Annotated in this window: 23 protein-coding genes; 8 read left to right on the plus strand and 15 right to left on the minus strand. The window is 67.2% G+C overall.

Annotated elements, in window-relative coordinates; all coding sequences use genetic code 11:
* Positions 1-20 precede the first annotated feature (20 nt).
* Positions 21-830, minus strand: coding sequence for a hypothetical protein (locus B9N43_RS12130; protein WP_145842445.1), 810 nt, complete (start codon positions 828-830; stop codon positions 21-23).
* Between the two features lie 180 nt (positions 831-1,010).
* On the opposite strand from B9N43_RS12130, the gene cutA reads away from it, so the two are divergent.
* Positions 1,011-1,343, plus strand: coding sequence for a divalent-cation tolerance protein CutA (gene cutA, locus B9N43_RS12135; protein ID WP_145842446.1), 333 nt, complete (start codon positions 1,011-1,013; stop codon positions 1,341-1,343).
* On the plus strand, positions 1,337-3,097 hold the full coding sequence (dsbD, locus tag B9N43_RS12140) for a protein-disulfide reductase DsbD (RefSeq protein ID WP_145842447.1): 1,761 nt from the start codon (positions 1,337-1,339) through the stop codon (positions 3,095-3,097). The genes cutA and dsbD overlap by 7 nt, the downstream gene beginning before the upstream one ends.
* On the opposite strand, the gene B9N43_RS12145 is transcribed toward dsbD, so the two are convergent.
* Both B9N43_RS12145 and hypD read right to left on the minus strand, forming a co-directional pair.
* Positions 3,087-4,796 (minus strand): hydrogenase maturation protein, encoded by a 1,710-nt coding sequence (locus tag B9N43_RS12145; protein ID WP_145842448.1) that lies wholly within the window; start codon positions 4,794-4,796, stop codon positions 3,087-3,089. The genes dsbD and B9N43_RS12145 overlap by 11 nt on opposite strands.
* 8 nt (positions 4,797-4,804) lie before the next feature.
* The gene (gene hypD / locus B9N43_RS12150; RefSeq protein WP_145842449.1) at positions 4,805-5,989 is read right to left on the minus strand and encodes a hydrogenase formation protein HypD; all 1,185 of its coding nucleotides are present in this window, start codon (positions 5,987-5,989) and stop codon (positions 4,805-4,807) included.
* A gap of 42 nt (positions 5,990-6,031) precedes the next feature.
* Here hypD and rsmB point away from each other — a divergent pair, with 42 nt between their 5' ends.
* The 6 genes from rsmB to B9N43_RS12180 all read left to right on the plus strand — a co-directional run bounded on the left by rsmB (position 6,032) and on the right by B9N43_RS12180 (position 14,989).
* A complete protein-coding gene (gene rsmB, locus B9N43_RS12155; RefSeq protein ID WP_145842450.1) occupies positions 6,032-7,336 on the plus strand; it encodes a 16S rRNA (cytosine(967)-C(5))-methyltransferase RsmB in 1,305 nt (434 codons plus the stop codon).
* Positions 7,293-7,922 (plus strand): DUF4390 domain-containing protein, encoded by a 630-nt coding sequence (locus B9N43_RS12160; protein WP_145842451.1) that lies wholly within the window; start codon positions 7,293-7,295, stop codon positions 7,920-7,922. The genes rsmB and B9N43_RS12160 overlap by 44 nt, the downstream gene beginning before the upstream one ends.
* On the plus strand, positions 7,919-10,006 hold the full coding sequence (locus B9N43_RS12165; protein ID WP_145842452.1) for a sensor histidine kinase: 2,088 nt from the start codon (positions 7,919-7,921) through the stop codon (positions 10,004-10,006). Before B9N43_RS12160 ends, B9N43_RS12165 begins: the two co-directional genes overlap by 4 nt.
* A gap of 15 nt (positions 10,007-10,021) precedes the next feature.
* On the plus strand, positions 10,022-11,257 hold the full coding sequence (locus B9N43_RS12170) for a sigma-54-dependent transcriptional regulator (RefSeq protein WP_145842453.1): 1,236 nt from the start codon (positions 10,022-10,024) through the stop codon (positions 11,255-11,257).
* A 241-nt stretch (positions 11,258-11,498) separates the two neighbouring features.
* Positions 11,499-12,575 (plus strand): uroporphyrinogen decarboxylase, encoded by a 1,077-nt coding sequence (gene hemE, locus B9N43_RS12175; protein ID WP_145842454.1) that lies wholly within the window; start codon positions 11,499-11,501, stop codon positions 12,573-12,575.
* 434 nt (positions 12,576-13,009) lie between these two features.
* On the plus strand, positions 13,010-14,989 hold the full coding sequence (locus B9N43_RS12180) for a primosomal protein N' (protein WP_145842455.1): 1,980 nt from the start codon (positions 13,010-13,012) through the stop codon (positions 14,987-14,989).
* Between the two features lie 2 nt (positions 14,990-14,991).
* On the opposite strand, the gene can is transcribed toward B9N43_RS12180, so the two are convergent.
* The 12 genes from can to B9N43_RS12240 form a co-directional block, all read right to left on the minus strand.
* On the minus strand, positions 14,992-15,651 hold the full coding sequence (gene can / locus B9N43_RS12185; RefSeq protein WP_145842456.1) for a carbonate dehydratase: 660 nt from the start codon (positions 15,649-15,651) through the stop codon (positions 14,992-14,994).
* A 33-nt stretch (positions 15,652-15,684) separates the two neighbouring features.
* On the minus strand, positions 15,685-16,329 hold the full coding sequence (locus B9N43_RS12190; RefSeq protein ID WP_145842457.1) for an MBL fold metallo-hydrolase: 645 nt from the start codon (positions 16,327-16,329) through the stop codon (positions 15,685-15,687).
* Complete coding sequence (locus tag B9N43_RS12195; RefSeq protein WP_145842458.1) at positions 16,326-18,218, minus strand: hypothetical protein; 1,893 nt, start codon at positions 18,216-18,218, stop codon at positions 16,326-16,328. The genes B9N43_RS12190 and B9N43_RS12195 overlap by 4 nt, the downstream gene beginning before the upstream one ends.
* A 144-nt stretch (positions 18,219-18,362) precedes the next feature.
* Positions 18,363-18,785, minus strand: coding sequence for a F0F1 ATP synthase subunit epsilon (locus tag B9N43_RS12200; protein WP_145842459.1), 423 nt, complete (start codon positions 18,783-18,785; stop codon positions 18,363-18,365).
* Positions 18,786-18,855: 70 nt separating this feature from the next.
* Complete coding sequence (gene atpD / locus B9N43_RS12205; RefSeq protein ID WP_145842460.1) at positions 18,856-20,256, minus strand: F0F1 ATP synthase subunit beta; 1,401 nt, start codon at positions 20,254-20,256, stop codon at positions 18,856-18,858.
* 39 nt (positions 20,257-20,295) lie between these two features.
* Positions 20,296-21,171, minus strand: a complete 876-nt coding sequence (atpG, locus tag B9N43_RS12210; protein WP_145842461.1) for a F0F1 ATP synthase subunit gamma — start codon at positions 21,169-21,171, stop codon at positions 20,296-20,298.
* A 28-nt stretch (positions 21,172-21,199) separates the two neighbouring features.
* A complete protein-coding gene (gene atpA / locus B9N43_RS12215; protein WP_145842462.1) occupies positions 21,200-22,738 on the minus strand; it encodes a F0F1 ATP synthase subunit alpha in 1,539 nt (512 codons plus the stop codon).
* A 10-nt stretch (positions 22,739-22,748) separates the two neighbouring features.
* Positions 22,749-23,294, minus strand: coding sequence for a F0F1 ATP synthase subunit delta (locus B9N43_RS12220; RefSeq protein WP_145842463.1), 546 nt, complete (start codon positions 23,292-23,294; stop codon positions 22,749-22,751).
* A 6-nt stretch (positions 23,295-23,300) separates the two neighbouring features.
* On the minus strand, positions 23,301-23,771 hold the full coding sequence (locus tag B9N43_RS12225; RefSeq protein ID WP_145842464.1) for a F0F1 ATP synthase subunit B: 471 nt from the start codon (positions 23,769-23,771) through the stop codon (positions 23,301-23,303).
* Between the two features lie 39 nt (positions 23,772-23,810).
* Positions 23,811-24,059 carry a F0F1 ATP synthase subunit C gene (gene atpE, locus B9N43_RS12230; RefSeq protein ID WP_145770385.1) on the minus strand — a complete coding sequence of 83 codons (249 nt, stop codon included), beginning with the start codon at positions 24,057-24,059 and terminating at the stop codon, positions 23,811-23,813.
* A gap of 53 nt (positions 24,060-24,112) precedes the next feature.
* Positions 24,113-24,979 carry a F0F1 ATP synthase subunit A gene (gene atpB / locus B9N43_RS12235; RefSeq protein ID WP_145842465.1) on the minus strand — a complete coding sequence of 289 codons (867 nt, stop codon included), beginning with the start codon at positions 24,977-24,979 and terminating at the stop codon, positions 24,113-24,115.
* A 2-nt stretch (positions 24,980-24,981) separates the two neighbouring features.
* Positions 24,982-25,317, minus strand: a complete 336-nt coding sequence (locus B9N43_RS12240) for an ATP synthase subunit I (protein ID WP_145842466.1) — start codon at positions 25,315-25,317, stop codon at positions 24,982-24,984.
* Between the last annotated feature and the right edge of the window lie 145 nt (positions 25,318-25,462).

A 25,462-nucleotide genomic window follows, 5' to 3' on the forward strand; every position in this document is an offset into this window, starting at 1 on the left:
GGAAAAGCTCGTTTTCCCCGCTATCGCGGCGCGTCGGCATGCTCCAGTCGCGGCGTCAGTTTCAGCGCGGGCTCCGCTGACGTCGCCGGTGCGGTCCGGCCCGCCTGGCCTGGTTCGTCCGCCAGCCGCAGGGTCAGACCGGCGCCGCCGACCAGGCCCGTCAGCAGCGCCAGACCGGCCACCAGCGCCAGCGGCGGCAGGCGGCTGCCGGCCCAGAACGCCCGCCAGTGCGCGCGCCGGCTGACGCCAGCCTGGCGCCCGGCCTGCCGTTCGGCCTCCGCCCGCTCACGGGCCGCCGCTGCCGCCCGCACCTCGGCCTCCTCCCGCCCGCGGCTGGCGACGGCCAGTTGCTGCTCGGCCACGGCGCGCGCCTGTGCCCGCTGGGTCGCGGCGACGTCCGCCTCGGCGCGACGCGTCGCCGCCTGGGTCGCTTCGAGTTCGGCGCTGCGCCGCCGGATGGCGGCCATCTCCGCCGCCCGCTCCGCCTCGGCCTGGGCCTCGGCCTGAGCAGCCAGCGTCTGCTCGGTACGGATGCGGATCTGGACCAGGGACAGCGCCTCCTCCTCGGCCAACTTCTTGGCGCGGGCCTCCTCCCGCGCCAGGCGGCTGGCATCGAGGCGCTGCTGCGCCAGCAACTCCGCCTCCGCCTCGGCGCGCGCCCGCTCCACCGCATACTGGCGGGCGCGGGATTCGGCGGCGAGACGGCGGTTGGCCTGCTCCAGCGCCTCCTGCTCCAGCGCCAGACCGCGCTGGGCTGCGGCCAGCGCCTCGGCCTCTGTCTGCGCCCCGGCCACGGCGCCCTCCACTGCGCTTCCCGGCTGTGCCTCCATGCCCAACCCCCCCTGTCCACTACGACACTCAGGCGCCCATTCTAGGAATACCTGCGGCGGCGCCAAGGGAACGATAAGGCGGCAACAGGCACCTATTTCCCGCGCCGGCTTACAATCCCACGAACCGGCCAAGCCTGAACCAAGAAGGTTACCGCTTCAATTCGCCATTTCACGTTGATCATGGATACCCTGCTGGTGCTCACCAACCTCCCCGACCAGGACCAGGCCCGCGCCTTGGCCGCGCTGCTGGTCGAGCAGCGCCTGGCGGCCTGCGTCAACATCCTGGCGCCGTGCGCCTCCGTGTATCGCTGGCAAGGCCAGGTGGAGGCGGCGCAGGAAATCCCGCTGCTGATCAAGACCACCAGCGCGCGCTATGCGGCCCTGGAGGCGGCGATACGCGGCGCCCATCCCTATGAACTTCCCGAGATCATCGCGGTCCCTGTGACACGGGGCCTGCCCGGCTATCTGGCGTGGGTCGCCGACGCCACCGACCTTCCCCTTTCATCATGCTGATCCGCTTCCTCTTCCCCATCCTGCTCTCCTTGCTGCTCGCCCCCGCCCTGCGGGCCGCCGAGCCCCTGCCGCCCGAGCAGGCGTTCCGGTTCTCCGCCGTCGCCGTGGACGCCCGGACCATCGAGGCGCGCTGGCTGATCGCCGACGGCTACTACCTCTACCGCGACCGTTTCAAGTTCAGCCTGGAGCCCGCCGATGCCAGGCTGGGCACGCCCCAATTGCCCGCCGGCGAAATGAAGGACGATCCCGGCTTCGGCCGCGTGGAGGTCTATCACCGCCAGGTGGTGGCGCGCCTGCCGGTAGAGGGTGCCGCGGCCAACGTCGTCCTCAAGGCCGTGTCGCAGGGCTGCGCCGACATGGGCATCTGCTATCCACCGCAGAACCACGAGGCCCGCCTCGATCTGGGCAACGCCGGCCAGGCATCCGCCAGCGCCATTCCCACTGCCGCCCCGCTCAACGAGACCTCCCGCATCGCCCGGCTGCTCAGCCACGGCAGCTTCTGGCTGGTGCTCTCCAGCTTCTTCGGCTTCGGCCTGCTGCTCGCCTTCACGCCCTGCGTGCTGCCGATGGTGCCGATCCTCTCCGGCATCATCGTCAATCACGGCCACGCGGTGACCCACGGCCGCGCCTTCGTCCTCTCCCTGGCCTACGTGCTGGGCATGGCCCTGACCTACGCCGCGGCCGGCGTGGCGGCCGGCCACACCGGCACGCTGCTCTCGTCCGCGTTGCAGAACGCCTGGGTGCTGGGCGGTTTCGCGCTGGTATTCGTGGCGTTGGCGCTGTCGATGTTCGGCTTCTACGAACTGCAACTGCCCTCCGCCCTGCAAAGCCGCCTGTCCGTCACCGCCAACCGGCGCGGCGGCTCGCTCCCCGCGCTGTTCGCGATGGGCGCCCTCTCGGCGCTGATCATCGGCCCCTGCGTGGCCGCTCCGCTGGCCGGCGCCCTGCTCTACATCGCCAAGACCGGCAACGCCGCGCTGGGCGGCGCGGCCCTGTTCGCCATGGCGCTGGGCATGGGCGCGCCGCTCTTGGCCGTGGGCCTGTTCTCCCGTTCCCTGCTGCCCAGGACCGGCCCCTGGATGGATTCGGTGAAGAAATTCTTCGGCGTGGTGCTGCTGGCCACCGCGCTGTGGCTGGTCGCGCCGGTGCTGCCGGCCTGGCTGGCGATGCTGGGCTGGGCCGCGCTGCTGATCGTGCCCGCCATCTACCTCCACACCCTCGACCCGCTGCCGCCCCAGGCCAAGGGCTGGACGCGTTTCTGGAAGGGGGTCGGCGTGCTGCTGCTGCTGGCCGGCAGCTCGATGGTGATCGGCGTCCTCGGCGGCGCCCGCGATCCGTTGCAGCCGCTGGGTTTTCTCCAGCGTTCCGGCAGCGCCAACGCCGCCACCATGGAAGTCCCGCATTTCACGCCGGTGCGGAACGTGCGCGAACTCGACGCCGCGCTCAAAGCGGCCGACCGTCCCATGCTGGTCGACTTCTATGCCGACTGGTGCGTGAGCTGCAAGGAAATGGAACGCAACACCTTCAGCGACCCGGCCGTGCGCGCCCGCCTCGACCGGATGCTGCTGCTGCGCGCCGACGTCACCGCCAACAGCGACGAGGACAAGGCGCTGCTGGCCCGCTTCGGCTTCTTCGGTCCGCCCGGCATCGCCTTCTTCCCCAATCCCGAACAGGAGCGCGAAGACCTGCGGGTCACCGGCTACCAGGGGCCCGAGGAATTCTTGAAGACGCTGGAAGCGGTGTTCAAGGGCTGAAGCGCCCCCGGTGCCGCGCCAGGTGGCGCGGCGTCCAGGCCTGGGGCGTCTTGTGCACGAACTGGTGGCGGGCGTAGTGGTAGCTCGGGTCGAAACCGTAGAAGTTGCGCCGCATTTCCGCCAGTTCCTCGGCCCGCCACTGCGTCAGGGGTTTGACCGCCTCGTCGGCGGCGCGACGGGCGGCCTTGGCGGCAAGCTGCGCCGCCAGGTCGGGCGCGGCGGCCAGGGCGGCAGCCTGGCGCCGCACCTCTTCCCCGAACTGCGCGTGATCGGCCGCCAGGCAGGTGTCGTAGAAACCCAGCGCCACCGCGTCGCGCGCCGATAGCGGCAGGCGCTGCCGCATCAGGCGGCGAGCACCCTCTGCGCCCACCCGCGGCGGCAGCAGGTAAGTCCAGAACTCCGAGCCGTAGAGGTTGCCCATGTTCTTGTAATGGGGGTTCAGCATCACGCCCTGCCGCAGCCACACCCGGTCGGCGCAGCGGGCCAGGAAGCAGCCGCCGGCGCCGGCGTTGCCGGCCAGGGCGGCGACGGTGAGATGGCTCTCGCAGCGCAGGATGGCTTCGGCCAGATCGTTCATGGCGTTGATGTTGGCCCAGGATTCGTCGGCGGGGCTGTCGCTCTCGCTGGCCGCCTCGATCAGGTTGAGGTGGATGCCGTTGGACCAGAACTCCTCGCCGCCGGCCAGCACGATCACCCGCGTCGGACGGGTGGCGGTCCAGCGGAAGGCCGCTTCCAGGCGGCGGCACTGATCCGTACCCATGGCGCCGTTATAGAACTCGAAATGCAGGATGCCGACGCCGGCCGCCTCCTCGTAGCGGATGTCCTGCCAGGTGGCGTGATCGGCGGTCCACCAGCCGGGCAGCGGCGCCTCGGGCAGGGCGGCGGCCTCGGCGGCGAAGGCGACGGTGGCAGGCAGCTTGATGCCGCTTCCCGCATCGCCGTCCCGCCGGACGTGGCCGATCCACAGCGCGCCGTCGCGGGTGGCGCGGCACAGCGCCGTCTCGCGCCGCGCCAGCAGGGCGCCCGGCGCCCCCCGCAACCGATCCTCGGGCCAGGCGTCAAACAGCCGGCAAGGGACGCCGAACAGCGTGTCGGCGAGGCCGGGGAAACCGTCGGCGGCATGGATCCGGGCCAGGATCGTCGCGCTGTCGTCCCGTTCCCAATCCACGGCCCGGTCCGCCTGAGTCATCAGGGGCCGCGCGCGGCCCCGACAGGCGGGCGGCGGCGGACGCGCGCCGCCCGCCAGGCGCTCCAGGGCCGCCAGCACCGCGATGCAGGCGGCCTCGGTGACTTCGCGCCGATAGAGGCTGGACTTCCTCGCCAGCCGCATGGGGAATTCGGCATGGGCCCAGATCGGGCCGGCATCCATCTCCGCTTCGGCCTGGAGCACGGTGACGCCCCACTGGCCCCACTGCGCCGCGCCCTCCTGAATCGCCCAGTCCAGCGCCGAGGGGCCACGGTCGCCGGGAATGCCCGGATGCACCACCAGGCAGGGCAGCCGCGACCAGACGGATTGCGGAATCGCGCGCTTGAGGAAGGGCGCGACGATCGCGTCGGGACGGAACAGTTCCACCGCTTCCTCGGCCACCGAATCGGCGATGTCCAGTTCCAGCGAAAGCGCGTGGCCGCGGGCGCAGAGTTCGTCCCAGAGGCGCTGGGTGAGGCTGTTGAAGCTGTGGGCGAGGAACAGGATGCGCATTCAGTCAGTCAACCAATAGCGCCCCTCTCTCCTTGCGGGAGAGGGGCCGGGGACGGCGATGACGAGAGCGTTTCATCGCGGAAGCGGCCGTAGCTGTAATGCGCCGCGCAGGCGCCTTCGGAACTGACCATGCAGGATCCCACCGGATTTTCCGGGGTGCACACGGTGCCGAACAGCTTGCAGTCGCGCGGCGTCCTGACGCCGCGCAGGATGGCGCCGCATTCGCAGGCCTTGTGGTCCGGCACCGGCCGGTAGGCGAGGCCGAAGCGCCGCTCGGCGTCGAACTCGGCGTATTCCCGGCGCAGGCGCAGCGCCGAATAGGGCACCTCGCCCAGGCCGCGCCAGTCGAAGCCGCGGCGCAGCTCGAACACCTCGGCCACCAGGGCCTGGGCCTTGCGGTTGCCCTCGCGGGTCACGGCGCGGGAAAACTCGTTCTCCACCTCGGCGCGGCCCTGATTGACCTGGCGCAGCAGCATCAGGATCGCCTGCATCACGTCCAGCGGCTCGAAGCCGGCGATCACCACCGGCTTGCGATACTCCTCGGCGAAGTGCTCGTAGGGCCGGCTGCCGATCACCATGCTGACGTGGGCCGGGCCGATGAAGCCGTCGAGCGGCACGCTGCCGTAGCGCCGCACCTCGGGCGACTGGAGGATGTGGGTGATCGCCGAAGGGGTCAGCACGTGGTTGCACAGCACGCTGAAATTCGCCAGGCCCTCGTCGCGCGCCTGGCGCAGGGCCAGCGCGGTGGGCGGCGTGGTGGTCTCGAAGCCGATGGCGAGGAACACCACCTGCCGCCGCGGCTGGGCGCGGGCGATGGCCAGCGCGTCGGTGGTCGCATACACCATGCGCACGTCGCCGCCCCGTGCGCGCGCCTTCAGCAGCGACAGCCCGCCGGAGGCCGGCACCCGCAGGGTATCGCCGTAGCTGCAGAGGATCACGTCACGCGCGAGCGCCAGCTCGATCGCCATGTCGATGCGGCCGATGGGCAGCACGCAGACCGGGCAGCCGGGGCCGTGGATCATCCGCACGTTGTCCGGCAGCAGGTCGGTGACGCCGTAGCGGGACAGCGCATGGGTGTGGCCGCCGCAGAATTCCATGAACCGATAGGTCCGCCCGGCCTCCACCTCGGCGGCGATGGCCGCGGCCAAGCCCCGGGCCAGTTCGCCGTCGCGGAATTCGTCGATGTATTTCATCGCCGGGATTATCCCCCGCCGGGCGTCTCGTAGAATCCCCTCATGGCCGCATCTCCATCCTCCCGCCCATCCCACGCCCTGCCCACCGACTCCCTCGCCGCCGCGCTGCTGCAGGCGGCGGGGGCGATTGCCGCGGTGATCGCGGGGCGCAATCTCGACCAGGCGCTGGCCGGCACCCCGCCCGCCCAGCGTCCCGCCGCGCAGGATCTGGCCTACGGCGCGTTGCGGCGCTACGGCCACGGCGACTTCCTGCTCGCGCGCCTGCTCGCCAGGCCCTCGCAGGAGCCCGAAGTACGCGCACTGCTGCTGGCGGCGCTGTATCGCCTCGAAGCGCGCCCCGAGGACGCGCACACCACGGTCGATCAGGCCGTGTCCGCCGCCGCGCAACTGGCCAAGGGCCGCTGCAAGGGCCTGGTCAACGCGGTGCTGCGCAATTTCCTGCGGCGCCGGGAAGAGCTGCTCCAGGCCGCGATGAACAACGCGGAAGCGCGCTGGCGGCATCCGCACTGGTGGATCGCCGCGCTGCGGGCGGCCCATCCCCGCGACTGGCAGGCGGTGCTGACGGCCGGCAACGGCCATCCGCCGATGACTCTGCGCGTCAATCGCCGGCGCACCGACGGCGCGGCCTACCTGGCGCGGCTGCGCGATGCCGGGATCGAGGCGCGCGCGCTGGACGAGCGGGCGCTGTTGCTGGCGCGGCCGCAGCCGGTGGATCGGCTGCCGGGATTTTTCGACGGCGAGGTCTCGGTGCAGGACTGGGGCGCCCAGCGCGCGGCGCCGCTGCTCGAAGCGGCGGCGGGGATGCGGGTGCTCGACGCCTGCGCCGCGCCGGGCGGCAAGACCGCCCATCTGCTGGAACTGGCGGACCTGGATCTGCTGGCGCTGGACGCCGCGTCGGAACGAGCACGCCGCATCGACGACAATCTGGCGCGGCTGGGGCTGGCGGCGCGGGTCGAGGCCGCCGACTGCCGGGCCGTGGATCAATGGTGGGACGGACGGCCGTTCGAGCGCATCCTGGCCGACGTGCCCTGCTCGGCCTCGGGGGTGGCGCGGCGCCATCCGGACATCAAGTGGCTGCGGCGCCGGGCCGACGTGGCCGGGTTCGCCGCCACCCAGGCGCAGATTCTGGATGCCCTGTGGCGGGTGCTGGCCCCCGGTGGCAGAATGCTGTATTGCACCTGTTCCGTGTTCGAGGAGGAAAACGGAGCGCAGATGCGAGCCTTCGCCGCGCGCCATGCCGATGCGCGACGGCTGCCCACCGCCGGAACCGAGCCAGAACTACAACTATTGCCCACCGCCGAACATGACGGCTTTTATTACGCGCTGCTCTCCAAGGCCGCCGCCTGAGCGCCCTGAGCGTGATTGGCTCGCGACCGGCCTGCGCATCTGCCTGGCGCTGGCGCTGTGCCTGTATCTGGCCCTGGCCAGGGCCGGCAGCATCGAGCCGATGAAGGCCGCGCTCTTGCCGACGGACGAAGGCTATGCGCTGTCGGCGGAATTCGCCATCGACCTGGGGCCGCGCATCGAGGAAGCGCTCAGCCACGGCATCGCCCTGTACTTCAACCTCGAACTGGAACTGAACCGGCCGCGCAAATACTGGCTGGACGAGCACATCGGCGGCCATTCCCTGACCTACCGGCTCTCCTACAATCCGTTGATGCGGCAGTACCGCCTGTCGACCGGCCCGCTGCAGCAGACCAACTTTCCCACCCTGGAACAGGCCCTGCGCGCGCTCGGCCGCATCGCGGCGCTGCCGGTGCTGGAAAAGGGCCGCCTCAAGACCGGGGAAACCTATCAGGCCAGCCTGCGCCTGGCGCTGGACCGCAGCCTGTTGCCCAAGCCCTTTCAACTCGACGCCCTGGCCAGCCGCGACTGGCAGGTGGATGCCAAGGTCCTGCACTGGCAGTTCCAGGCGGCGGAGGCCGGCAAATGAGAGTGCTGGCCATCGTGGCGACGGCGGCGGCGGCGATCCTGCTGTTCCTGCTCAGCGCCGCCAGCGCCAATACCGACCTGTTCGCCCGCCATTACCCCCTGTTGCTGGGCATCAACGGCGCGGTGGCGCTGGCGCTGCTGGTGCTGGTCGGAGTGCAGTTGCGCCAGCTGTGGCGCGAATTGAAGAGCGGCGTCTTCGGCTCCCGGCTCAAGTCCCGGCTGCTGGGCATGCTGGCGCTGATGGCGGTGCTGCCGGGGGTGCTGGTGTATGGGGTGTCGATGCAGTTCGCCGTCACCAGTATCGAATCCTGGTTCGACGTGCGGGTGGACAGCGCCCTCGACGGCGGTCTCAACCTGGCCCGCGCGGTGCTCGACACCCAGCAGGCGGAGTTGCTGCAACGGGGCCGCACCATGGCCCTGGATCTGGGCGAGCACCCGACCAACCAGCGTCTCAACCGGCTGCGGGAGCAGGCGGGGGTGGGCTCCGCCACGCTGATCGGCACCAACGGCCAGGTGCTGCTGAGCAGTTCCGGCGACATCGGCAGCCTGATACCGCCCCTGCCCTCGCTCTCGCAGTTGCGCCAGGCCCGCGGCAGCCAGGGACAATCCTGGCTGGAAGGCGATGCCGAGAACGGCTTCATCCTCTACGCCCTGGCACCGGTGCTGGGCAACGACTTCGGCGAGGAGCCGATGCTGCAACTGACCCAGAAGGTGTCGCGGAACATCACCCGCAGCGCGGCGAGCGTCGAGGCCGCCTACCGGGATTACCAGAGCCTGCAACTGGGGCGCGGCGGCCTCAAACGCATCTATACCCTGACCCTGACCCTGACCCTGCTGCTGGGACTGTTCGCCGCCGTGGCGCTGGCCTTTTTCCTGGCCCGGCGCCTGGCCGAGCCGCTGGCGATCCTGGCCGAAGGCACCCAGGCGGTGGCCGCCGGCGACTTCACGCCGCGGGCCACGCTGACCACGCGGGACGAACTGGGGGTGCTGACCCAGTCCTTCAGCCGCATGACCCAGCAGCTCGACGAAGCACGGCAAGACACCGAGCGCCACCGCCGCGAACTGGAATCCGCGCGCACCTACCTGGAAAGCGTGCTGGCCAACCTTTCCGCCGGCGTGCTGGCCTTCGACGCGAAATTCCGCCTGCGCGCCGCCAATCGCGGGGCGATCAACATCCTGGGCGACAACCTGGCCAAGTTCGAAGAACTGCCGCTGGACCAATGGCCCCGCCAGCAGGTGTTCGCCAAGGCCGTGCAGGCGGGTTTCGAGCAGGGCGCCACCGAGTGGCAGCAACAGCTGGAACTCGAAAGCGCCCAGGGCGTTCCGCAAACCCTGCTGATGCGGGGCTCCACCCTGCCCATCCGCGGCGGCTACGTGGTGGTGTTCGACGACATCAGCCAGCTCATCTCCGCCCAGCGCTCCGCGGCCTGGGGCGAGGTGGCGCGCCGCCTGGCGCATGAAATCAAGAATCCGCTGACGCCGATCCAGCTCTCCGCCGAGCGCCTGCAGCGCAAGCTGGCGGACAAGCTGGAGAACGGCGAGCGGGAGATGCTCGACCGCGCCACCCGCACCATCGTCAACCAGGTGGAGGCGATGAAGAACATGGTCAATGATTTCCGCGACTACGCCCGGCTGCCGCCGCCGGTGCTGGCGGCGGTGGACCTGAATGCGCTGATCGAGGACATGCTGCCGCTCTACGAGGCCGGCCGGATGCGCATCGCGACCCGGCTGACGGCCGACCTGCCACCGGTGCTGGCGGACGCCAACCAGTTGCGGCAGGTGATCCACAATCTGCTGGCCAACGCCCAGGACGCCCTGACCGAGGTCGAAAAACCCCAGGCCACGCTGGTCACCGGCGTCGAGGCCGGTCGCGTGCTGCTCGGCGTCAGCGACAACGGGCCGGGCTTTCCGCCGCAGACCCTGGCGCGCGCCTTCGAACCCTATGTGACCAGCAAGGCCAAGGGCACCGGCCTGGGCCTGGCGATCGTGAAAAAGATCGTGGACGAACACCACGGCGAGATTCGGCTGCAAAACCCGGAAGGCGGCGGCGCGGAAGTGACGCTCAAACTGCCCCTGGCGGCGTGAAGGAGGTAAGGAGTCATGGCGAAAATACTCGTGGTAGATGACGAAGTCGGCATCCGGGAACTGCTCTCGGAAATCCTGCGCGACGAGGGGCACGACGTGCTGCTGGCGGAAAACGCGGCGGCGGCGCGGACGTATCGCGATCGGGAGCGGCCCGATCTGGTGCTGCTGGACATCTGGATGCCGGACACCGACGGCGTCACGCTGCTCAAGGAGTGGGCCGCCGGCGGTCATTTGACGATGCCGGTGGTGATGATGTCGGGCCATGCCACGATCGACACCGCCGTGGAGGCCACCCGCATCGGCGCGCTGGACTTCCTGGAAAAGCCGATCGGCATGCAGAAGCTGCTGGCCTCGGTCAGCACGGCCCTGGATCATCGGCAGCGACCGGCGGCCCACAGCCTGTCGCTGGCGGCCTTTCCCCGTTCCACCGTGTTGCGGGACCTGAGGAAACGCATCGATCAACTGGCGGCCGGCAGCCCGGCTTTGCTGCTGCGCTCGGCGCCCGGCGGTTTTGTCGAATTGGCCGCGCGGACCCTGCAAAACACCCATCGTCCCTGGATCGACCTGGGCCACGACAGCAATGCGCTCAGCCAGGACGATCTGGAGAGCGCGGCGGGGGGCGTGCTCTACGTGGAGGAACTGGCGCGCCTGACCCGCCTGCAGCAGAAGAATCTGCTGTTCGCCGCCGAGCGCCTGGAAAAGTACAACCTGAAACTGGTGGCGGGCACCGAGGCGGATGCCATCACCCTGGCCGCGCACGGCTGGGACGAACAGCTGCTGGCAAGAACCTTCCCGGGACGCCTGAGTCTGCCGCTGCTGGCGGAGATCAAGGACGACCTGCCGGATCTGGCCGCGCATCTGCTGGCGCAACTGGTCGAAAACGAGGAAGTCCCGACGCGCCGCTTTTCCGCCGCGGCACTCAACCAGTTGCGCCTGCATCACTGGACCGGGGGTTACGCCGAATTCCGGGCGACGATCAAATCCCTGGCCCTGGCGGCCCTGCGCGACGAAGTGGAGGCGGAGGACGTCACCGACCTGCTGGGCCACGACACGGCCACCGTCAAAGTCAAGGACGGTTTTTTCGCGGAGTTGATGAAACTGCCCCTGCGTGAAGCGCGGGAGATCTTCGAGCGCCGCTACTTCGAGCACCATCTGGCCACCGACGGCTCCAACATGACGCGCCTGGCCGAAAAGACCGGACTGGAACGCACCCATCTGTATCGCAAGCTGAAGGATCTGGGGTTGAGGTGATGGCTCGCCCCCCTTCGCCCCCCTCCGGGGGGTTCGAGTCGGCTCGCTGCGCTCGGGTGTTTGGGGGAACGTTGTGGGGGCGCCGATAGGTTGCGGCTTCGCCGCGTGCCACTTTTCCTTGGGGCGACCCGGCGGAAAAGCTCCATCGGGGTCTGTCTCTTCGGCTCGCTCCCCGGAAGAAGCGGGAGTTTGGCGGCGTAAGCGCGTAAAATCGCGGTTTTTACGAGACTGTCCAGCGATCATGGCCCGACCCAAGAACGACACTTTCCTGCGTGCGCTGCGGCGCGAACCCGTGGAGTACACGCCGGTCTGGCTGATGCGTCAGGCCGGGCGCTATCTGCCCGAATATTGCGAAACCCGCAAGCGGGCCGGCAGTTTCCTGCAGCTGTGCAAGTCGCCCAGCCTGGCCTGCGAGGTGACCCTGCAGCCGCTGGCCCGTTACGAACTGGATGCCGCGATCCTGTTTTCCGACATCCTCACCGTGCCCGATGCGATGGGCCTGGGTCTGTATTTCTCGGAAGGGGAAGGTCCCCGTTTCGAGCGTCCGCTGCGCGAGGAATGGGCGATCCGCGATCTGGCGGTGCCGGATCCCCACGACCATCTGGGCTACGTGATCGACGCGGTGAGCGAGATTCGGCGCGCGCTGGACAACTCGGTGCCGCTGATCGGCTTTTCCGGCAGTCCGTTCACGCTGGCCTGCTACATGGTCGAAGGCGGCGGTTCCGCCGATTTCCGCACGGTCAAGACCATGCTCTACGACCGCCCGGATCTGCTGCACCATATCCTGAGCGTCAATGCCCGCGCGGTCACCGGTTACCTCAACGCCCAGATCGAGGCCGGCGCCCAGGCGGTGATGATTTTCGACACCTGGGGCGGCGTCTTGTCCCATCGCGCCTATCAGGAATTTTCCCTGGCCTACCTACAGCAGATCATCGAGGGCCTGACCAAGACCCACGACGGCGAGCGCATTCCCTCGATCGTCTTCACCAAGGGCGGCGGCCAGTGGCTTGAGGCCATCGCCGCCATCGGCTGCGACGCCGTGGGCCTGGACTGGACCACCGACATCGGCGCGGCGCGGCACCGGGTAGGCGAACGGGTGGCCCTGCAGGGCAATCTCGACCCGATCAGCCTGTTCGCCTCGCCGGCAGCGGTAGCGGCGGAGGTCCGCCGCATCGTCGACGCCTACGGCGGCGGTACCGGCCATGTCTTCAACCTGGGACACGGCATCAACCAATTCACCCCGGCGGACACCGTTACAACGGTGGTGGATACCGTGCACCAGCACAGCCGGCAACTCAACCGGCAACTCAACCAGTAACTCAGCGGCGGCTGATCGAATCAGCGGCGCGCCCGGCACACGGCTCGGCGCGCTTCGGGTTTGGGGAAGCCCATCGCCAGGGTTTCCCGCCAATCGTCCCGCGCCCATGGCGCGTCCCCTCAGGCATGGCAAATGCGAACATGCGCCTTGACTTATGCACAGAATTAGGGAGCACGCCATCCCCTTGCCGGGATTTCCGCCATGACTGCGAGTGTGCAATGCAACATACTGAATCGTAATGAGAAAAATCAGAACCCGATGCCAGGAAATATGTTCCATGGAATTCTTTGGTTTCTGTCAAGATTTTTCGGGATGAAATATTCACAAAGTTATCCACAATCCGCGGGGAATTTAAATTTATCCTTTACCCGTAAGGTATTAGCGGATTTAGCAAAAGTGGAGTCGAGATTTCCCTTTCAACTTCATGTCGCAAGATGATCATTGTCCGCGTCGCCCTTGACGTACCCCTGCCCCGCCTTTTCGATTATCTGGCGGAGGATGCGGACAATGCCTGCGTCGGGCGCCTCGCCCGAGTACCGTTCGGCAAGGGCGAAAAGCTGGGCCTGATCGTCGCAGTGCTGGAGGAAAGCCTCCAGCCGCAGGAAAAACTCAAACCGATCCATGCGCCGCTGACCGACCTCCCCCCGCTGCCCGCGGACTGGATCGCCCTCTGCGAATTTTGCGCCCGCTACTACCAGCATCCGCTCGGCGCAGTGACCAGCTTCGCCCTGCCTCCGCTGCTGCGACGCGGAAAACTGCCGCGCCGCCGCGCCGCCGCCGCCAAGGTCGGCGCCACCGCCGGCTCGCCGCCGCCGCTCACCGACGAGCAGGCCGGCGCCCTGGCCGCCATCGGCGAAGCATCCGGCTTCGAGACGTTTCTGCTGCATGGCGTGACCGGCAGCGGCAAGACCGAGGTCTATCTGCAAGCCATCGCCCGGACGCTGGCGCAGGGGCGACAGGCGCTGATGCTGGTGCCGGAAATCGCACTCACGCCGCAATTGGAGCAGCGCGTCGCGGCGCGCTTTCCCGACGCCCATATCGTTTCCGCCCACAGCGGCGTGGCCGACGCGGCACGGGCGCGCGGTTTTCTCGATGCTTTCGAGGGACGCGCCGACATCGTGCTGGGCACCCGGCTGTCGGTGTTCATGCCGTTGCCGCGCCTGGGCCTGATCGTCGTCGACGAGGAGCACGACCCGTCGTTCAAGCAGCAGGACGGCCTGCGCTACTCGGCGCGGGATGTCGCGATCTTTCGCGCCAAACAGCGCGACGTGCCGATCGTGCTGGGCTCGGCGACGCCGTCCCTGGAAAGCTTCCACCACGGCCGCAGCGGCCGCTACCGGCTGCTGCCGCTGACCCAGCGGGCGCTGGCGGCGAACATGCCGACGGTGCGCATCGTCGACACGCGACGCGAAAAACTCCAGGACGGCATGAGCCAGGCGTTGCTCGACGCCCTGGGGCTGCGCCTGGCGCGGGGCGAACAGAGCCTGGTGTTCCTCAACCGGCGCGGGTTTGCGCCGGTACTGGCATGCACCGCCTGCGGCTGGATCTCGCGCTGCCGGCGCTGCGCCGCCAACCTGGTGGTGCATCTCGCCGACCGCCGCCTGCGCTGCCACCACTGCGGCCTGGAGGCGGGCATCCCCAGGACCTGCCCGGATTGCGGCAACCAGGACATCCATCCCTTCGGCCGCGGCACCCAGCGCCTGGAAGCGACCCTGCAGGCGTGCTTTCCCGAGGCCAGGGTGTTGCGCATCGACCGCGACTCGGCCAACTCGCCGAAAAAATGGCAGGCCCTGCTGGCGCAGATTCACGCCGGCGAGGCGGACATCCTGGTGGGCACCCAGATGCTGGCCAAGGGCCACGATTTCCCGCGCCTCACCCTGGTGGGCGCGGTGGGCGCCGATGCCGCCCTGTTCGCCGCCGACTTCCGCGCGCCGGAGCGGCTCTTCGCACAACTGATGCAAGTCGGCGGACGCAGCGGCCGCGCCCAGCTGCCCGGCGAGGTGCTGATCCAGACCGAATATCCCGACCATGCCCTCTACCAGGCGCTGGTCGAACACGACTACGCGCGCTTCGCCAGCGAGCAGCTCGACGAACGGGAGCAGGCGGGCTTCCCACCCTACGCCTACCAGGCCCTGCTGCGGGCGGAGGCGAAGAGCGTCGAGCAATCCCTGGCCTTTCTCGCCACGGCCCGGGAAGCGGCCCTGGCGCTGACCGGCGACGGCGTGATGCTCTACGATCCGGTGCCGATGCGGATGTACCGGCTGAAGAACCTGGAGCGCGCCCAGCTGCTGGTGGAATCCGCCAGCCGGCCGGCGCTGCAGGCCTTTCTCACCACCTGGAACACAGCCCTGTACGACCTCAAGACCCCGCGCGATCTGCGCTGGCATCTCGACGTCGATCCGCTGGAGCTTTGAGGTCAGCAGCCGCCCGTAGCAATCTCGGCCAGTGACTGACGGTAGGCGCCCGCCATGTCTTCCGGGCTGGCAGCGGTGGCGCCGGTGTCCTGCACCAGGCCGTCGGTCAGACGGTAGACCCAGCCGTGGAGCGTCAGGTCCTGGCCCCGCATCCAGGCGTCGCGCACCACGGTGCTCTGGGAAAGATTGACCACCTGTTCGATCACGTTCAGTTCGCACAGGCGGTCGTTGCGTTCTTCCATGGAGAATCTGTCCAGCAGGGCCTGGTGCTTGTCGCGCACGTCCTGGATCATCCGCAGCCAGTTGTCGATCAGGCCCAGACGCTGGTTCTCCAGGGCGGCGCACACGCCGCCGCAGCCGTAATGGCCGACCACCATGATGTGGCGCACCTTCAGCACGTCCACAGCGAACTGGACCACCGACAGGCAGTTCAGGTCGGTGTGCGCCACCACGTTGGCGATATTGCGATGAACGAAGACTTCGCCCGGCAACAGGCCGGTGATCTGGTTGGCCGGCACGCGGGAGTCCGAGCAGCCGATCCAGAGGTACTCGGGGGCTTGCAGCTCCGCCAGCTTGGCAAAAAATTGCGGGTCTTCGGCGCTGATCTTCTCGGCCCAGCGCCGGTTGTTCTCGAACAGGTGTTCCAGGTTTCTGCTAGGCATGTTCATTCAATTCCCGATGACGCGGGCGCGGCTTCAGAACAAGTGGTCGGCGACGAACGGATTGATCTTGCGTTCGCGGCCGAAGGTGGAGTTGGGGCCATGTCCGGAGACGAACTCGACGTCGTCGCCCAGGGGCCAGAGCTTTTCGCGGATGGAACGGATCAGGGCACGATGGTCGCCGCCCGGCAGATCGGTGCGGCCGACCGAGCCTGCGAACAGCACGTCGCCCACCCAGGCCATCTTGTCCTCGCGATGGAAGTAGATCACGTGGCCCGGCGTATGGCCCGGACAATGACTTACCTCCAGGGTCTGCGCACCGAAACTCACCACGTCGCCCTGTTCCAGCCAGCGGTCCGGCTCGAAGGCGTCGCCGCTGAAACCCAGCCCGAAACGCCGCCCCTGCTCGGGCAGGGACTGGATCAGCGCCGCCTCGGCGCGCTGCGGGCCTTCGATCGGGATGCCCAGGCGATGGGCGATGGTGCCGGCGCCGCCGGCATGGTCCAGGTGGCCATGGGTGAGAAAGATCTTTTCCAGGGTCACGCCGGCCTTGTCCACCGCCGCCAGGATGCGGTCGACATCGCCGCCGGGGTCCACCAGGGCGGCGTGACGAGTCGTTTCGCAGACCAGCAGGGAGCAGTTCTGCATGAAGGGGGTCACGGGGATGATGGCGTATTTCATGTCACAAGCTTCGCAATCGCATAGAGACAACCGACAAGAATCAGCAGCAGCACGGGATAGAGCCAGCCGGGCGGCTGCTTTTCGGCATAGGGATCGGTCAGCGCCCGTTCGGCGCCGGGCGGCAATTGGGCGATGCCGGTCAGCGAGGTGCCGAACGGGATGTTGATCCGGGCCCGGGCATTCACCGCCCAGCCGTTGGCGTCCAGCAGCGGCCCGAGGTTGCGGGCGCGCAGCTTGAACCAGGCGATGACCATGGCCGGCCCCGAAATCAGCAGCATCAGTCCCAGCACCGCCAATGGCCACTGCCAGGCCTTGAGCGCCAGCATTCCGGTCAGGGTGGAAGCGATCGCCGTCCCCAGGGCACCGACCGCCAGGCCGATCGCGGCGAAAATACCGGCGAACTTGCCGACATCGAAAGGAGGCGGCTGCGGCGCGGGTGGCGCACCCGCCGCAGCGCCGGGCGCGGCGGCGGCCTTGCGGGCCAGCTCCAGGGCGGATGCGTTCATCCGCGCCTCCATCGCGCCGCCACGGCTGGCCGCGACTTTCTGCACCTGCTCGGAGACGAAGCGGCTCAGGCGTCGGTAGGGGGACCAGAACGCCTGGCGCAGGCTGATCGGGTGATCGATGATCTTGGCGATGGTGGCGTCCCAGTCGCGTCCCTGGCGGTCGTAATAGACCCCGTTGCGCCCCACCAGCAACTGGTCCGCGTCGCCGGCGGTGAAGGCTGCGGCGATGGCGGTGCGCTCCTCTCCCGCCTCGCCATGGCGCACGCAGTCGCAATACACCAGACACATCCGGGACAGCGTCGCCAGACTCGCATGACGCGCCGGATCGGTCACGGCCACGCACAACTCGGCGGCACGGCCGTCCAGATACAGGGTGCCGCACTGGAACACGGCCTTGCCGCGGCGGGTATAGAAATCGCGGAAAGCCACGAAGTTGTTGGCCAGGGGCATCAGGTCGCGAACGTAGCGGGCGAGCCGCGCCAGATCGCGCAGGGCGGCGGCATCGATCGAGCCGTTGCCGTCGACCGGCTTGGCCGCCAGCCATGCGGCGTAGGGTGCGAGGGCATCCTTGGCCGCGCACCATTGCGCCTCGCTCAGGGACTCCAGGGGTCCCAGAAGGGGCGTCAGCAGGGTGGCCTTCAAGGTCTCCAGCGGTGCGCGCCAGGCCGGATTCAAGCCGTCGCCGAGGGGCAGCGGGCGCCCCGCCGCCACCCGCCCCAGGGGCAGGCCGCCCAGCGTGTCGGCGGTCATCAGCGGCGGCGCCGCGAGCGACTTGTAGGTGGCCTCGTCGGCGTTCAGGGCGTCGCCCGCCCGCTCGTCGAAGGCCGCCAGGCGACAGCGCAGGAAATAGTCGTCGATTTTCTCGCTGACGGCGAGCAGTGCCTCGTGGGCTGCCGCCGTGCCCTCCCCCAGCGGGCTCGAAACCCCCGCCGCCAGCCAGGCCGCCTCGGCGGCCTCCAGCCAGCGGACCTGGGCGGCGGCGATTTCGTCGATCTCGATCGGTGCGTCGGCGGGGTGCCCATGTTCGGCGGCAATCGCCCGGGCGGCGGCATGCAGCGTCGCGTCGGCCTCCTCCCGAATCGCGTCGAGCGGCACGCCGGACAGGTTCTGCTCCAGCACCTCGGGCCGGCTCAGGCGTTGTCCGGCCCAGGCGATGGCGGCGATCAACTCCGGGGCGCGGATGTGGCCGTCGCCGTCGCTGTCGATCAGGGCCAGCGTTTCGCGATCGAACTCGATGCCGGTGGTTGGGCAGGACAGGGCGACCCAGAGCTTCTGGTCCAGCTTCCCGATGGCAAGCAGGTCGGCGGCACTGTCGATGCGCACCTGGTCGAACCCGCCGGCACGAAAGAACCGCCACGTATGGCTGGATCCAAGAGTATTCATGGACTGACGCTCCAGAAAATTTTCGAACCCCATTTATAAACGATATTCCCGCAGACCGTCAGCATGGCGGCCGCACACGGCGGGCGCACCGAAAAAAAAGGCAGCCGAGGCTGCCTTTCCGCTGGCTCCGACGGACGCCGGTCATCAGTGGCCGTGCTTGCGCAGCCGCTGGATCGCCGCCAGTTGCGCCACGGCTTCGGCCAGCTCGGCCTGGGCGCGGGCGTAGTCCAGTTCGGAACCGCGGTCGCGCATGGCTTCCTCGGCCATCTTCTTGGCTTCCATGGCCTTGGCTTCGTCCAGATCGTGGCCACGGATGGCGGTGTCCGCCAACACGGTCACCAGCCCCGGCTGCACTTCCAGCATGCCGCCGGCGACGAAGATCAGCTCTTCCTGACCATGCGGCAGCTTCAAGCGCACGGCACCCGGTTTGATGCGGGTCATCAGCGGCATGTGGCCGGGCAGAATCCCCAGCTCGCCGCCTTCGCCGGGCAGCGCGACGAATTCAGCCAGGCCGGAGAAGATCGACTCCTCCGCGCTGACGACATCTACATGAATGGTTATTGCCATATCTTGCTCCTAGCAGCCTGACGTTCCGGGCCGGCAAAGCAGCCGGCCGGAACTCCGGCTCGCGGCTAACTTATTGCAGCGTCTTGGCCTTCTCGAAGGCTTCCTCGATGCCACCCACCATGTAGAAGGCCTGCTCGGGCAGGCTGTCGCACTCACCCTCGACGATCATCTTGAAGCCCTTGATGGTGTCCTTGAGGGAGACGTACTTGCCGGGAGAGCCGGTGAACACTTCGGCCACGTGGAAGGGCTGCGACAGGAAGCGCTGGATCTTGCGGGCGCGGCCCACGGCCAGCTTGTCTTCCGGCGCCAGTTCGTCCATGCCCAGAATCGCGATGATGTCGCGCAGTTCCTTGTAGCGTTGCAGGGTCATCTGCACGCCACGGGCCACGGAGTAGTGCTCCTCGCCCACCACCAGCGGATCGAGCTGGCGGGAGGTGGAGTCCAGGGGATCCACGGCGGGGTAGATGCCCAGCGCGGCGATGTCCCGGGACAGCACGACGGTGGAGTCCAGGTGGAGGAAGGTGGTGGCGGGGGACGGGTCGGTCAAGTCGTCCGCAGGCACATACACGGCCTGGATGGAGGTGATCGAGCCGACCTTGGTGGAGGTGATGCGCTCCTGCAGGCGGCCCATTTCCTCGGCCAGGGTGGGCTGATAACCCACGGCGGAAGGCATCCGGCCCAAGAGCGCGGACACTTCGGTACCGGCCAGGGTGTAGCGGTAGATGTTGTCCACGAAGAACAGGATGTCGCGGCCTTCGTCGCGGAACTTCTCGGCCATGGTCAGGCCGGTCAGCGCCACGCGCAGACGGTTGCCGGGAGGCTCGTTCATCTGGCCGAACACCATGCCCACCTTGTCGAGCACGTTGGAGTCCTTCATCTCGTGGTAGAAGTCGTTGCCCTCGCGGGTACGCTCGCCCACGCCGGCGAACACGGACAGACCGCTGTGCGCCTTGGCGATGTTGTTGATCAGCTCCATCATGTTCACGGTCTTGCCCACGCCGGCGCCGCCGAACAGACCCACCTTGCCGCCCTTGGCGAACGGGCAGATCAGGTCGATCACCTTGATGCCGGTTTCCAGCAGTTCGGTGGTGGGGGACAGTTCGTCGAACTTGGGGGCTGCGGCATGGATCGGGCGCAGTTCGTCAGCCTGGATCGGGCCGGCTTCGTCGATGGGACGCCCCAGCACGTCCATGATCCGGCCCAGGGTGCCATGGCCCACGGGGATGGAGATGGCCGCGCCGGTGTTCTTCACGCTCATGCCGCGGCGCAGGCCGTCGGAGGAGCCCAGGGCGATGGTACGCACGATGCCGTCGCCGAGCTGCTGCTGTACTTCGAAGGTCAGACCGATCTCGGCGTTGCCAGTATTGGCGTCGTCGAGAACCAGGGCGTCATAGACCTTGGGCATGGCTTCGCGGGGGAACTTGATGTCCACCACGGCGCCGATGCACTGGACGATGTTTCCGTTGCTCATGGTTGTTTCCTCAATGCTAAAAATCCGTTAACCCGCTGATCAGCCCGCAATAGCCGCCGCGCCGCCGACGATCTCGGAAATCTCCTTGGTGATCGCCGCCTGCCGAGCCTTGTTGTAAACCAGTTGCAGTTCCTTGATCACGTTGCCGGCGTTGTCGGTGGCGGACTTCATGGCCACCATCCGGGCGCTTTGCTCGGAAGCCATGTTCTCGGCCACGGCCTGATAGATCAGGGCTTCCACATAGCGCACCAGCAGATCGTCGATCACGGTCTGGGCGTCCGGCTCGTAGAGGTAGTCCCAGGAACCGTCGGGAGTACCAAGACGCTCGCCCGTCAGGGGCAGCAGCTGCTCGATCACCGGTTCTTGCTTCATGGTGTTGATGAAGCGGGTATAAGCCACATACACGGCGTCCAGCTCGTCGTTCTGGAAGGCGTCGATCATGACCTTGATCGGTCCGATCAGCTTTTCCAGATGGGGCGTGTCGCCCAGCTGGGTGACGTGGGACACGACCTTGCCACCCATGCGCTGGATGAAGCCGAGGCCCTTGTTGCCGATGCAGGTGGCGCGGATATCAGTCACGCCGTCCTGTTCCCACTGGCGCATATTGCCCACCAGCAGGCGCAGGATGTTGGTGTTCAGGCCGCCGCACAAGCCCTTGTCCGTGGTCACCAGGATCACGCCGACGCGCTTCACCGGTTCCCTCCTGATCAGGAAGGAATGACGGTAGTCGGTCACGTTGGCCTGCGAGAGATTCGCCGCCAGGCGGCGAATCTTCTCGCTGTAGGGACGGGCGGCCCGCATCCGCTCCTGCGCCTTGCGCATCTTGGACGCGGCCACCATCTCCATGGCCTTGGTGATCTTCTTGGTGTTCTGGACGCTCTTGATCTTGGTGCGGATCTCTTTTCCGACTGCCATGATCGCTCTCCTTAAAAGGGTTTAAGGATTACGCCCAGGACTTCTTGAACTCTTCGACCGCGGCCTTCAACTGCGCCTCGGCGTCCTTGTCCAGATCCTTGGAAGTCTCGATCTTGTTCACCAGAGCCGCATGCTTCTGCTTGACGAACTGATGCAGGGCGGATTCGAAGGGCAGAATCTTGGCCACATCCACATCGTCCATGTAGCCTTCGTTGGAGGCGTACAGGGAGATCGCCATTTCGGCCACCGAGAGGGGGGCGTACTGGGGCTGCTTCATCAGTTCGGTCACGCGCCGGCCGCGCTCCAGCTGCTTGCGGGTGGCTTCGTCCAGGTCGGAGGCGAACTGGGCGAAGGCCGCCAGTTCGCGGTACTGGGCCAGCGCCAGGCGCACGCCGCCGCCGAGCTTCTTGATGACCTTGGTCTGGGCGGCGCCGCCGACGCGGGACACCGAGATACCGGCGTTCATGGCAGGACGGATGCCGGCGTTGAACAGGTCGGTCTCGAGGAAGATCTGGCCGTCGGTAATCGAAATCACGTTGGTCGGCACGAAGGCGGACACGTCGCCGGCCTGGGTCTCGATCACGGGCAGCGCGGTCAAGGAACCGGTCTGGCCCTTGATTTCGCCATTGGTGACCTTTTCCACGTACTCGGCGGAGACGCGGGCAGCGCGCTCCAGCAGGCGGGAGTGGATGTAGAACACGTCGCCGGGATAGGCTTCGCGGCCGGGCGGGCGGCGCAGCAACAGGGAGATCTGGCGATAGGCCCAGGCCTGCTTGGTCAGATCGTCATAGACGATCAGCGCATCCTGGCCGCGGTCGCGGAAGTACTCGCCCATGGTGCAGCCGGCGTACGGCGCGATGTACTGCATCGCGGCGGATTCGGAGGCGGTAGCCGCCACCACCACGGTGTATTCCATGGCGCCGTGCTCTTCCAGCTTGCGCACCACGTTGGCGACGGTGGAAGCCTTCTGGCCGATGGCGACATAGACGCAGAATACGCCCTGACCCTTCTGGTTGATGATGGTGTCCACCGCCACGGCGGTCTTGCCGGTCTGGCGGTCGCCGATGATCAGCTCGCGCTGGCCGCGGCCGACCGGCACCATGGCGTCGATGGCCTTGAGACCGGACTGCACGGGCTGGGACACGGACTGGCGCCAGATCACGCCCGGCGCCACTTTTTCCACCTTGTCGGTGATCTTGTGGTTCAGCGGACCCTTGCCGTCGATCGGCTCGCCCAGGGCATTCACCACGCGGCCGAGCAATTCCGGACCGACGGGGACTTCCAGGATGCGGCCGGTGCACTTGACGGTGTCGCCTTCGGAGATGTGCTCGTATTCACCCAGGACCACGGCGCCGACGGAGTCGCGCTCCAGGTTCAGTGCCAGCCCGAAGGTGTTGCCGGGAAACTCCAGCATTTCGCCCTGCATCACATCGGCCAGACCGTGAACGCGGCAAATGCCGTCAGTGACCGAAACCACGGTGCCCTCGTTGCGGGCGGTGGCGGCCAACTGCATGTTCTGGATCCGGCTCTTGATCAGGTCGCTGATTTCAGAGGGATTGAGGTTCATGGAATTGCTCCTAATTCTTTAGCGCGGTGGCCATGGCAGCAAGCTTGCCGCGGACGGAGGCGTCGATGACTTCGTCGCCGATGGCGATGCGTACACCGCCGATCAGTTCCGGCACGACGCGGACGGTCGCCTTGATTTTGCAGTTGAACTTGCGCTCCAGGTCGGCCACGAGGGATTGCACGGCAGCGTCATCCATCGGGAAAGCCGATTCCACGTCGGCATCCTTGCTGCCTTCGTGGCTGTTCTTCAGTTCTTCGAAGAGCTGGGCGATTTCCGGCAATACGGACAGACGCTCGTTATCCACCAGGACATGGACGAAGTTCCGCTGCTCGGCCGAAAGTCCCTCGCCGACCACGTCGGCAAACAGCTTGGCCAGCTGATCGGGCGTCAGGCGGGGATTGGCGACGCACTCGCCCATCTCGGCCGTGGCGGCCACCGCCGCCATGCGTCCCAGGGACTGGGACCAGGCAGACAGGACGGCGCCGTTGCCGGCGCCCTTGGCCAGCTGGAAAGCGGCTTCAGCGTAGGGACGCGCCAGGGTGACGTTCTCGGCCATGGCGGATCAAAGCTCCGACTTGAGTTGAGCCAGCAGGTCGGCGTGGGCCTGGGCGTTGATCTCCTTGCGGAGGATCTTCTCGGCGCCGGCCACGGCCAACTGGGCCACGTGCTCGCGCAGGGCTTCGCGGGCCCGCTGGGAAGCGGCGGCGGCTTCGGTTTCGGCGGCTTCGCGGGCGGCAGCGACAATGCGCGCGGCTTCGACCCGGGCTTCGTCCAGAAGCTGGGCGGATTGCTTTTCGGCACCAACGCGCAGGTCGGCGGCGGATTCGCGCGCCTTGCGCAATTCGTCGGTGGCCTTTTTCTCCGCGTGGACCAGATCGGCTTTTGCCTTGTCCGCAGCCGCGAGCCCGTCGGCGATCTTCTGTGCCCGCTCGTCGAGCGCCTTCATGATGGGGGGCCAGACGAACTTCATCGTGACCCAGGCCAGCACGAAGAACACAACCAGCTGGGCAAACAGCGTTGCGTTCAGATTCACGGTATTCGCTCCTTAAAAGCGTGTTCTAAGGGTGGGCGATTACTTGAGGATGAACGGGTTGGCGAAGGCGAACATCATCGCGATACCGACGCCGATCAGGAAGGCGGCGTCGATCAGACCGGCCAGCAGGAACATCTTGGTTTGCAGGGCGTTCATCAGCTCGGGCTGACGGGCGGAAGCCTCGAGATACTTGGAGCCCATGATGCCGATGCCGATACAGGCGCCGATGGCACCCAGACCAATGATCAGACCGGCGGCCAGAGCAACAAAACCCAGAACGTGTTCCATGACAACTCCTTTAGTTGAAAATCAAAGTGAAAAAAGGGAACTGCGAAAACGAATCAATGACCTTCGTGAGCCTGGCCGATATAGACCAGCGTCAGCATCATGAAGATGAAGGCTTGCAGCACGACAATCAGAATGTGGAAGATGGCCCAGATGGAGCCGGCCAGTATGTGGCCGACCCAGAGCGCCACGCCGGTGCCGTTGGCGGACCAGGCGGCGCCCATCAGCGCGATCAGCATGAAGACCAGTTCGCCGGCATACATGTTGCCGAACAACCGCATGCCGTGGGAAATGGTCTTGGCGGCGAACTCGATCAGCTGCATCGCGAAATTGATCGGATACAGCACCGGGTGGCTGCCGAAGGGGGCGGTGAACAGCTCATGCACCCAGCCGCCGACACCCTTGATCTTGACGTTGTAGTAGATGCAGAGCAGCAACACGCCGATGGACATGCCGAGCGTGGCGTTGAGGTCGGCGGTGGGCACCACGCGCATGTAGGCGTGATGGTCGCCGGTGATGGCCTGCCAGAGGTTGGGCAGCATGTCGAGTGGCAGGAAGTCCATCGCGTTCATCAGGAACACCCAGACGAACACGGTGAGCGCCAGGGGCGCCACGTATTTGCGCGACTCCTCGGAATGGATGATGCCCTTGGCCTGATCGGCGACCATTTCCACCAGGAACTCCACCGCGGCCTGGAAACGGCCAGGCACGCCGGAAGTGGCCTTGCGCGCCGCCAGCCAGAGCACGAACACGGTGATCAGGCCGAGGGTTACCGAGTAGAACAGGGTATCGACGTTGATCACCGAGAAGTCGATGATGCTGGCCTGCTTGTGGCCCGTGGAATTGAGGTGGGTAAGGTGGTGGACGATGTAATCGCCCGCATTGGGTGCCTGGGCGGCAGCTTCTTCGTGACCGGTCGCCATATTCAAGTCTTCAGCAAAAATGCAAATAAGTTCGCCTTCAACGCCGCGAACAGCCCGACGAGCAATGACAGCCAATGCACGTCGAAATATCGTTGCGCCAAGGCAAGAATTCCGATCGTCGCGGCAACCTTGAAAAACTCACCCGCAAAGAAGGTCGCCGCGCTTGCGCGACCGCTGGCGGTCGCGATTTTCAGACGCAGGACAAAGACCAGATTGGGCAACACGTAGGCGCCGCCGCCGACCGCGGCCGACGCCGCTCCCACCGCGCCGACCCACATACCGGCTATTGCCGTCACCAGTGCCACAGCGCCCAATTGCAGGAACAGGACTTTATGCACGCCCCTTCCCCCCTTGCGCAGGCCCTGCCACGCTAAAAGCCCGGCAATATACGGGTTACAGCACCCAAAGTCAAATTGGAATGCCGCCAACGGCATTCGACAAATACCTGCATCGACCTGAAAACCCCGGTTCGAACCACTTTTT

Source organism: Denitratisoma sp. DHT3 (assembly GCF_007833355.1).
In the GTDB taxonomy this organism is placed as follows: Bacteria; Pseudomonadota; Gammaproteobacteria; order Burkholderiales; family Rhodocyclaceae; genus Denitratisoma.

Excerpts from the sequence above, each read along its gene's own strand:
- B9N43_RS12130 (WP_145842445.1), bottom strand. The coding sequence starts at position 830 with ATGGAGGCACAGCCGGGAAGCGCAGTGGAGGGCGCCGTGGCCGGGGCG.
- cutA (WP_145842446.1), top strand. The coding sequence starts at position 1,011 with ATGGATACCCTGCTGGTGCTCACCAACCTCCCCGACCAGGACCAGGCC.
- dsbD (WP_145842447.1), top strand. The coding sequence starts at position 1,337 with ATGCTGATCCGCTTCCTCTTCCCCATCCTGCTCTCCTTGCTGCTCGCC.
- B9N43_RS12145 (WP_145842448.1), bottom strand. The coding sequence starts at position 4,796 with ATGCGCATCCTGTTCCTCGCCCACAGCTTCAACAGCCTCACCCAGCGC.
- hypD (WP_145842449.1), bottom strand. The coding sequence starts at position 5,989 with ATGAAATACATCGACGAATTCCGCGACGGCGAACTGGCCCGGGGCTTG.
- rsmB (WP_145842450.1), top strand. The coding sequence starts at position 6,032 with ATGGCCGCATCTCCATCCTCCCGCCCATCCCACGCCCTGCCCACCGAC.
- B9N43_RS12160 (WP_145842451.1), top strand. The coding sequence starts at position 7,293 with ATGACGGCTTTTATTACGCGCTGCTCTCCAAGGCCGCCGCCTGAGCGC.
- B9N43_RS12165 (WP_145842452.1), top strand. The coding sequence starts at position 7,919 with ATGAGAGTGCTGGCCATCGTGGCGACGGCGGCGGCGGCGATCCTGCTG.
- B9N43_RS12170 (WP_145842453.1), top strand. The coding sequence starts at position 10,022 with ATGGCGAAAATACTCGTGGTAGATGACGAAGTCGGCATCCGGGAACTG.
- hemE (WP_145842454.1), top strand. The coding sequence starts at position 11,499 with ATGGCCCGACCCAAGAACGACACTTTCCTGCGTGCGCTGCGGCGCGAA.
- B9N43_RS12180 (WP_145842455.1), top strand. The coding sequence starts at position 13,010 with ATGATCATTGTCCGCGTCGCCCTTGACGTACCCCTGCCCCGCCTTTTC.
- can (WP_145842456.1), bottom strand. The coding sequence starts at position 15,651 with ATGCCTAGCAGAAACCTGGAACACCTGTTCGAGAACAACCGGCGCTGG.
- B9N43_RS12190 (WP_145842457.1), bottom strand. The coding sequence starts at position 16,329 with ATGAAATACGCCATCATCCCCGTGACCCCCTTCATGCAGAACTGCTCC.
- B9N43_RS12195 (WP_145842458.1), bottom strand. The coding sequence starts at position 18,218 with ATGAATACTCTTGGATCCAGCCATACGTGGCGGTTCTTTCGTGCCGGC.
- B9N43_RS12200 (WP_145842459.1), bottom strand. The coding sequence starts at position 18,785 with ATGGCAATAACCATTCATGTAGATGTCGTCAGCGCGGAGGAGTCGATC.
- atpD (WP_145842460.1), bottom strand. The coding sequence starts at position 20,256 with ATGAGCAACGGAAACATCGTCCAGTGCATCGGCGCCGTGGTGGACATC.
- atpG (WP_145842461.1), bottom strand. The coding sequence starts at position 21,171 with ATGGCAGTCGGAAAAGAGATCCGCACCAAGATCAAGAGCGTCCAGAAC.
- atpA (WP_145842462.1), bottom strand. The coding sequence starts at position 22,738 with ATGAACCTCAATCCCTCTGAAATCAGCGACCTGATCAAGAGCCGGATC.
- B9N43_RS12220 (WP_145842463.1), bottom strand. The coding sequence starts at position 23,294 with ATGGCCGAGAACGTCACCCTGGCGCGTCCCTACGCTGAAGCCGCTTTC.
- atpE (WP_145770385.1), bottom strand. The coding sequence starts at position 24,059 with ATGGAACACGTTCTGGGTTTTGTTGCTCTGGCCGCCGGTCTGATCATT.
- atpB (WP_145842465.1), bottom strand. The coding sequence starts at position 24,979 with ATGGCGACCGGTCACGAAGAAGCTGCCGCCCAGGCACCCAATGCGGGC.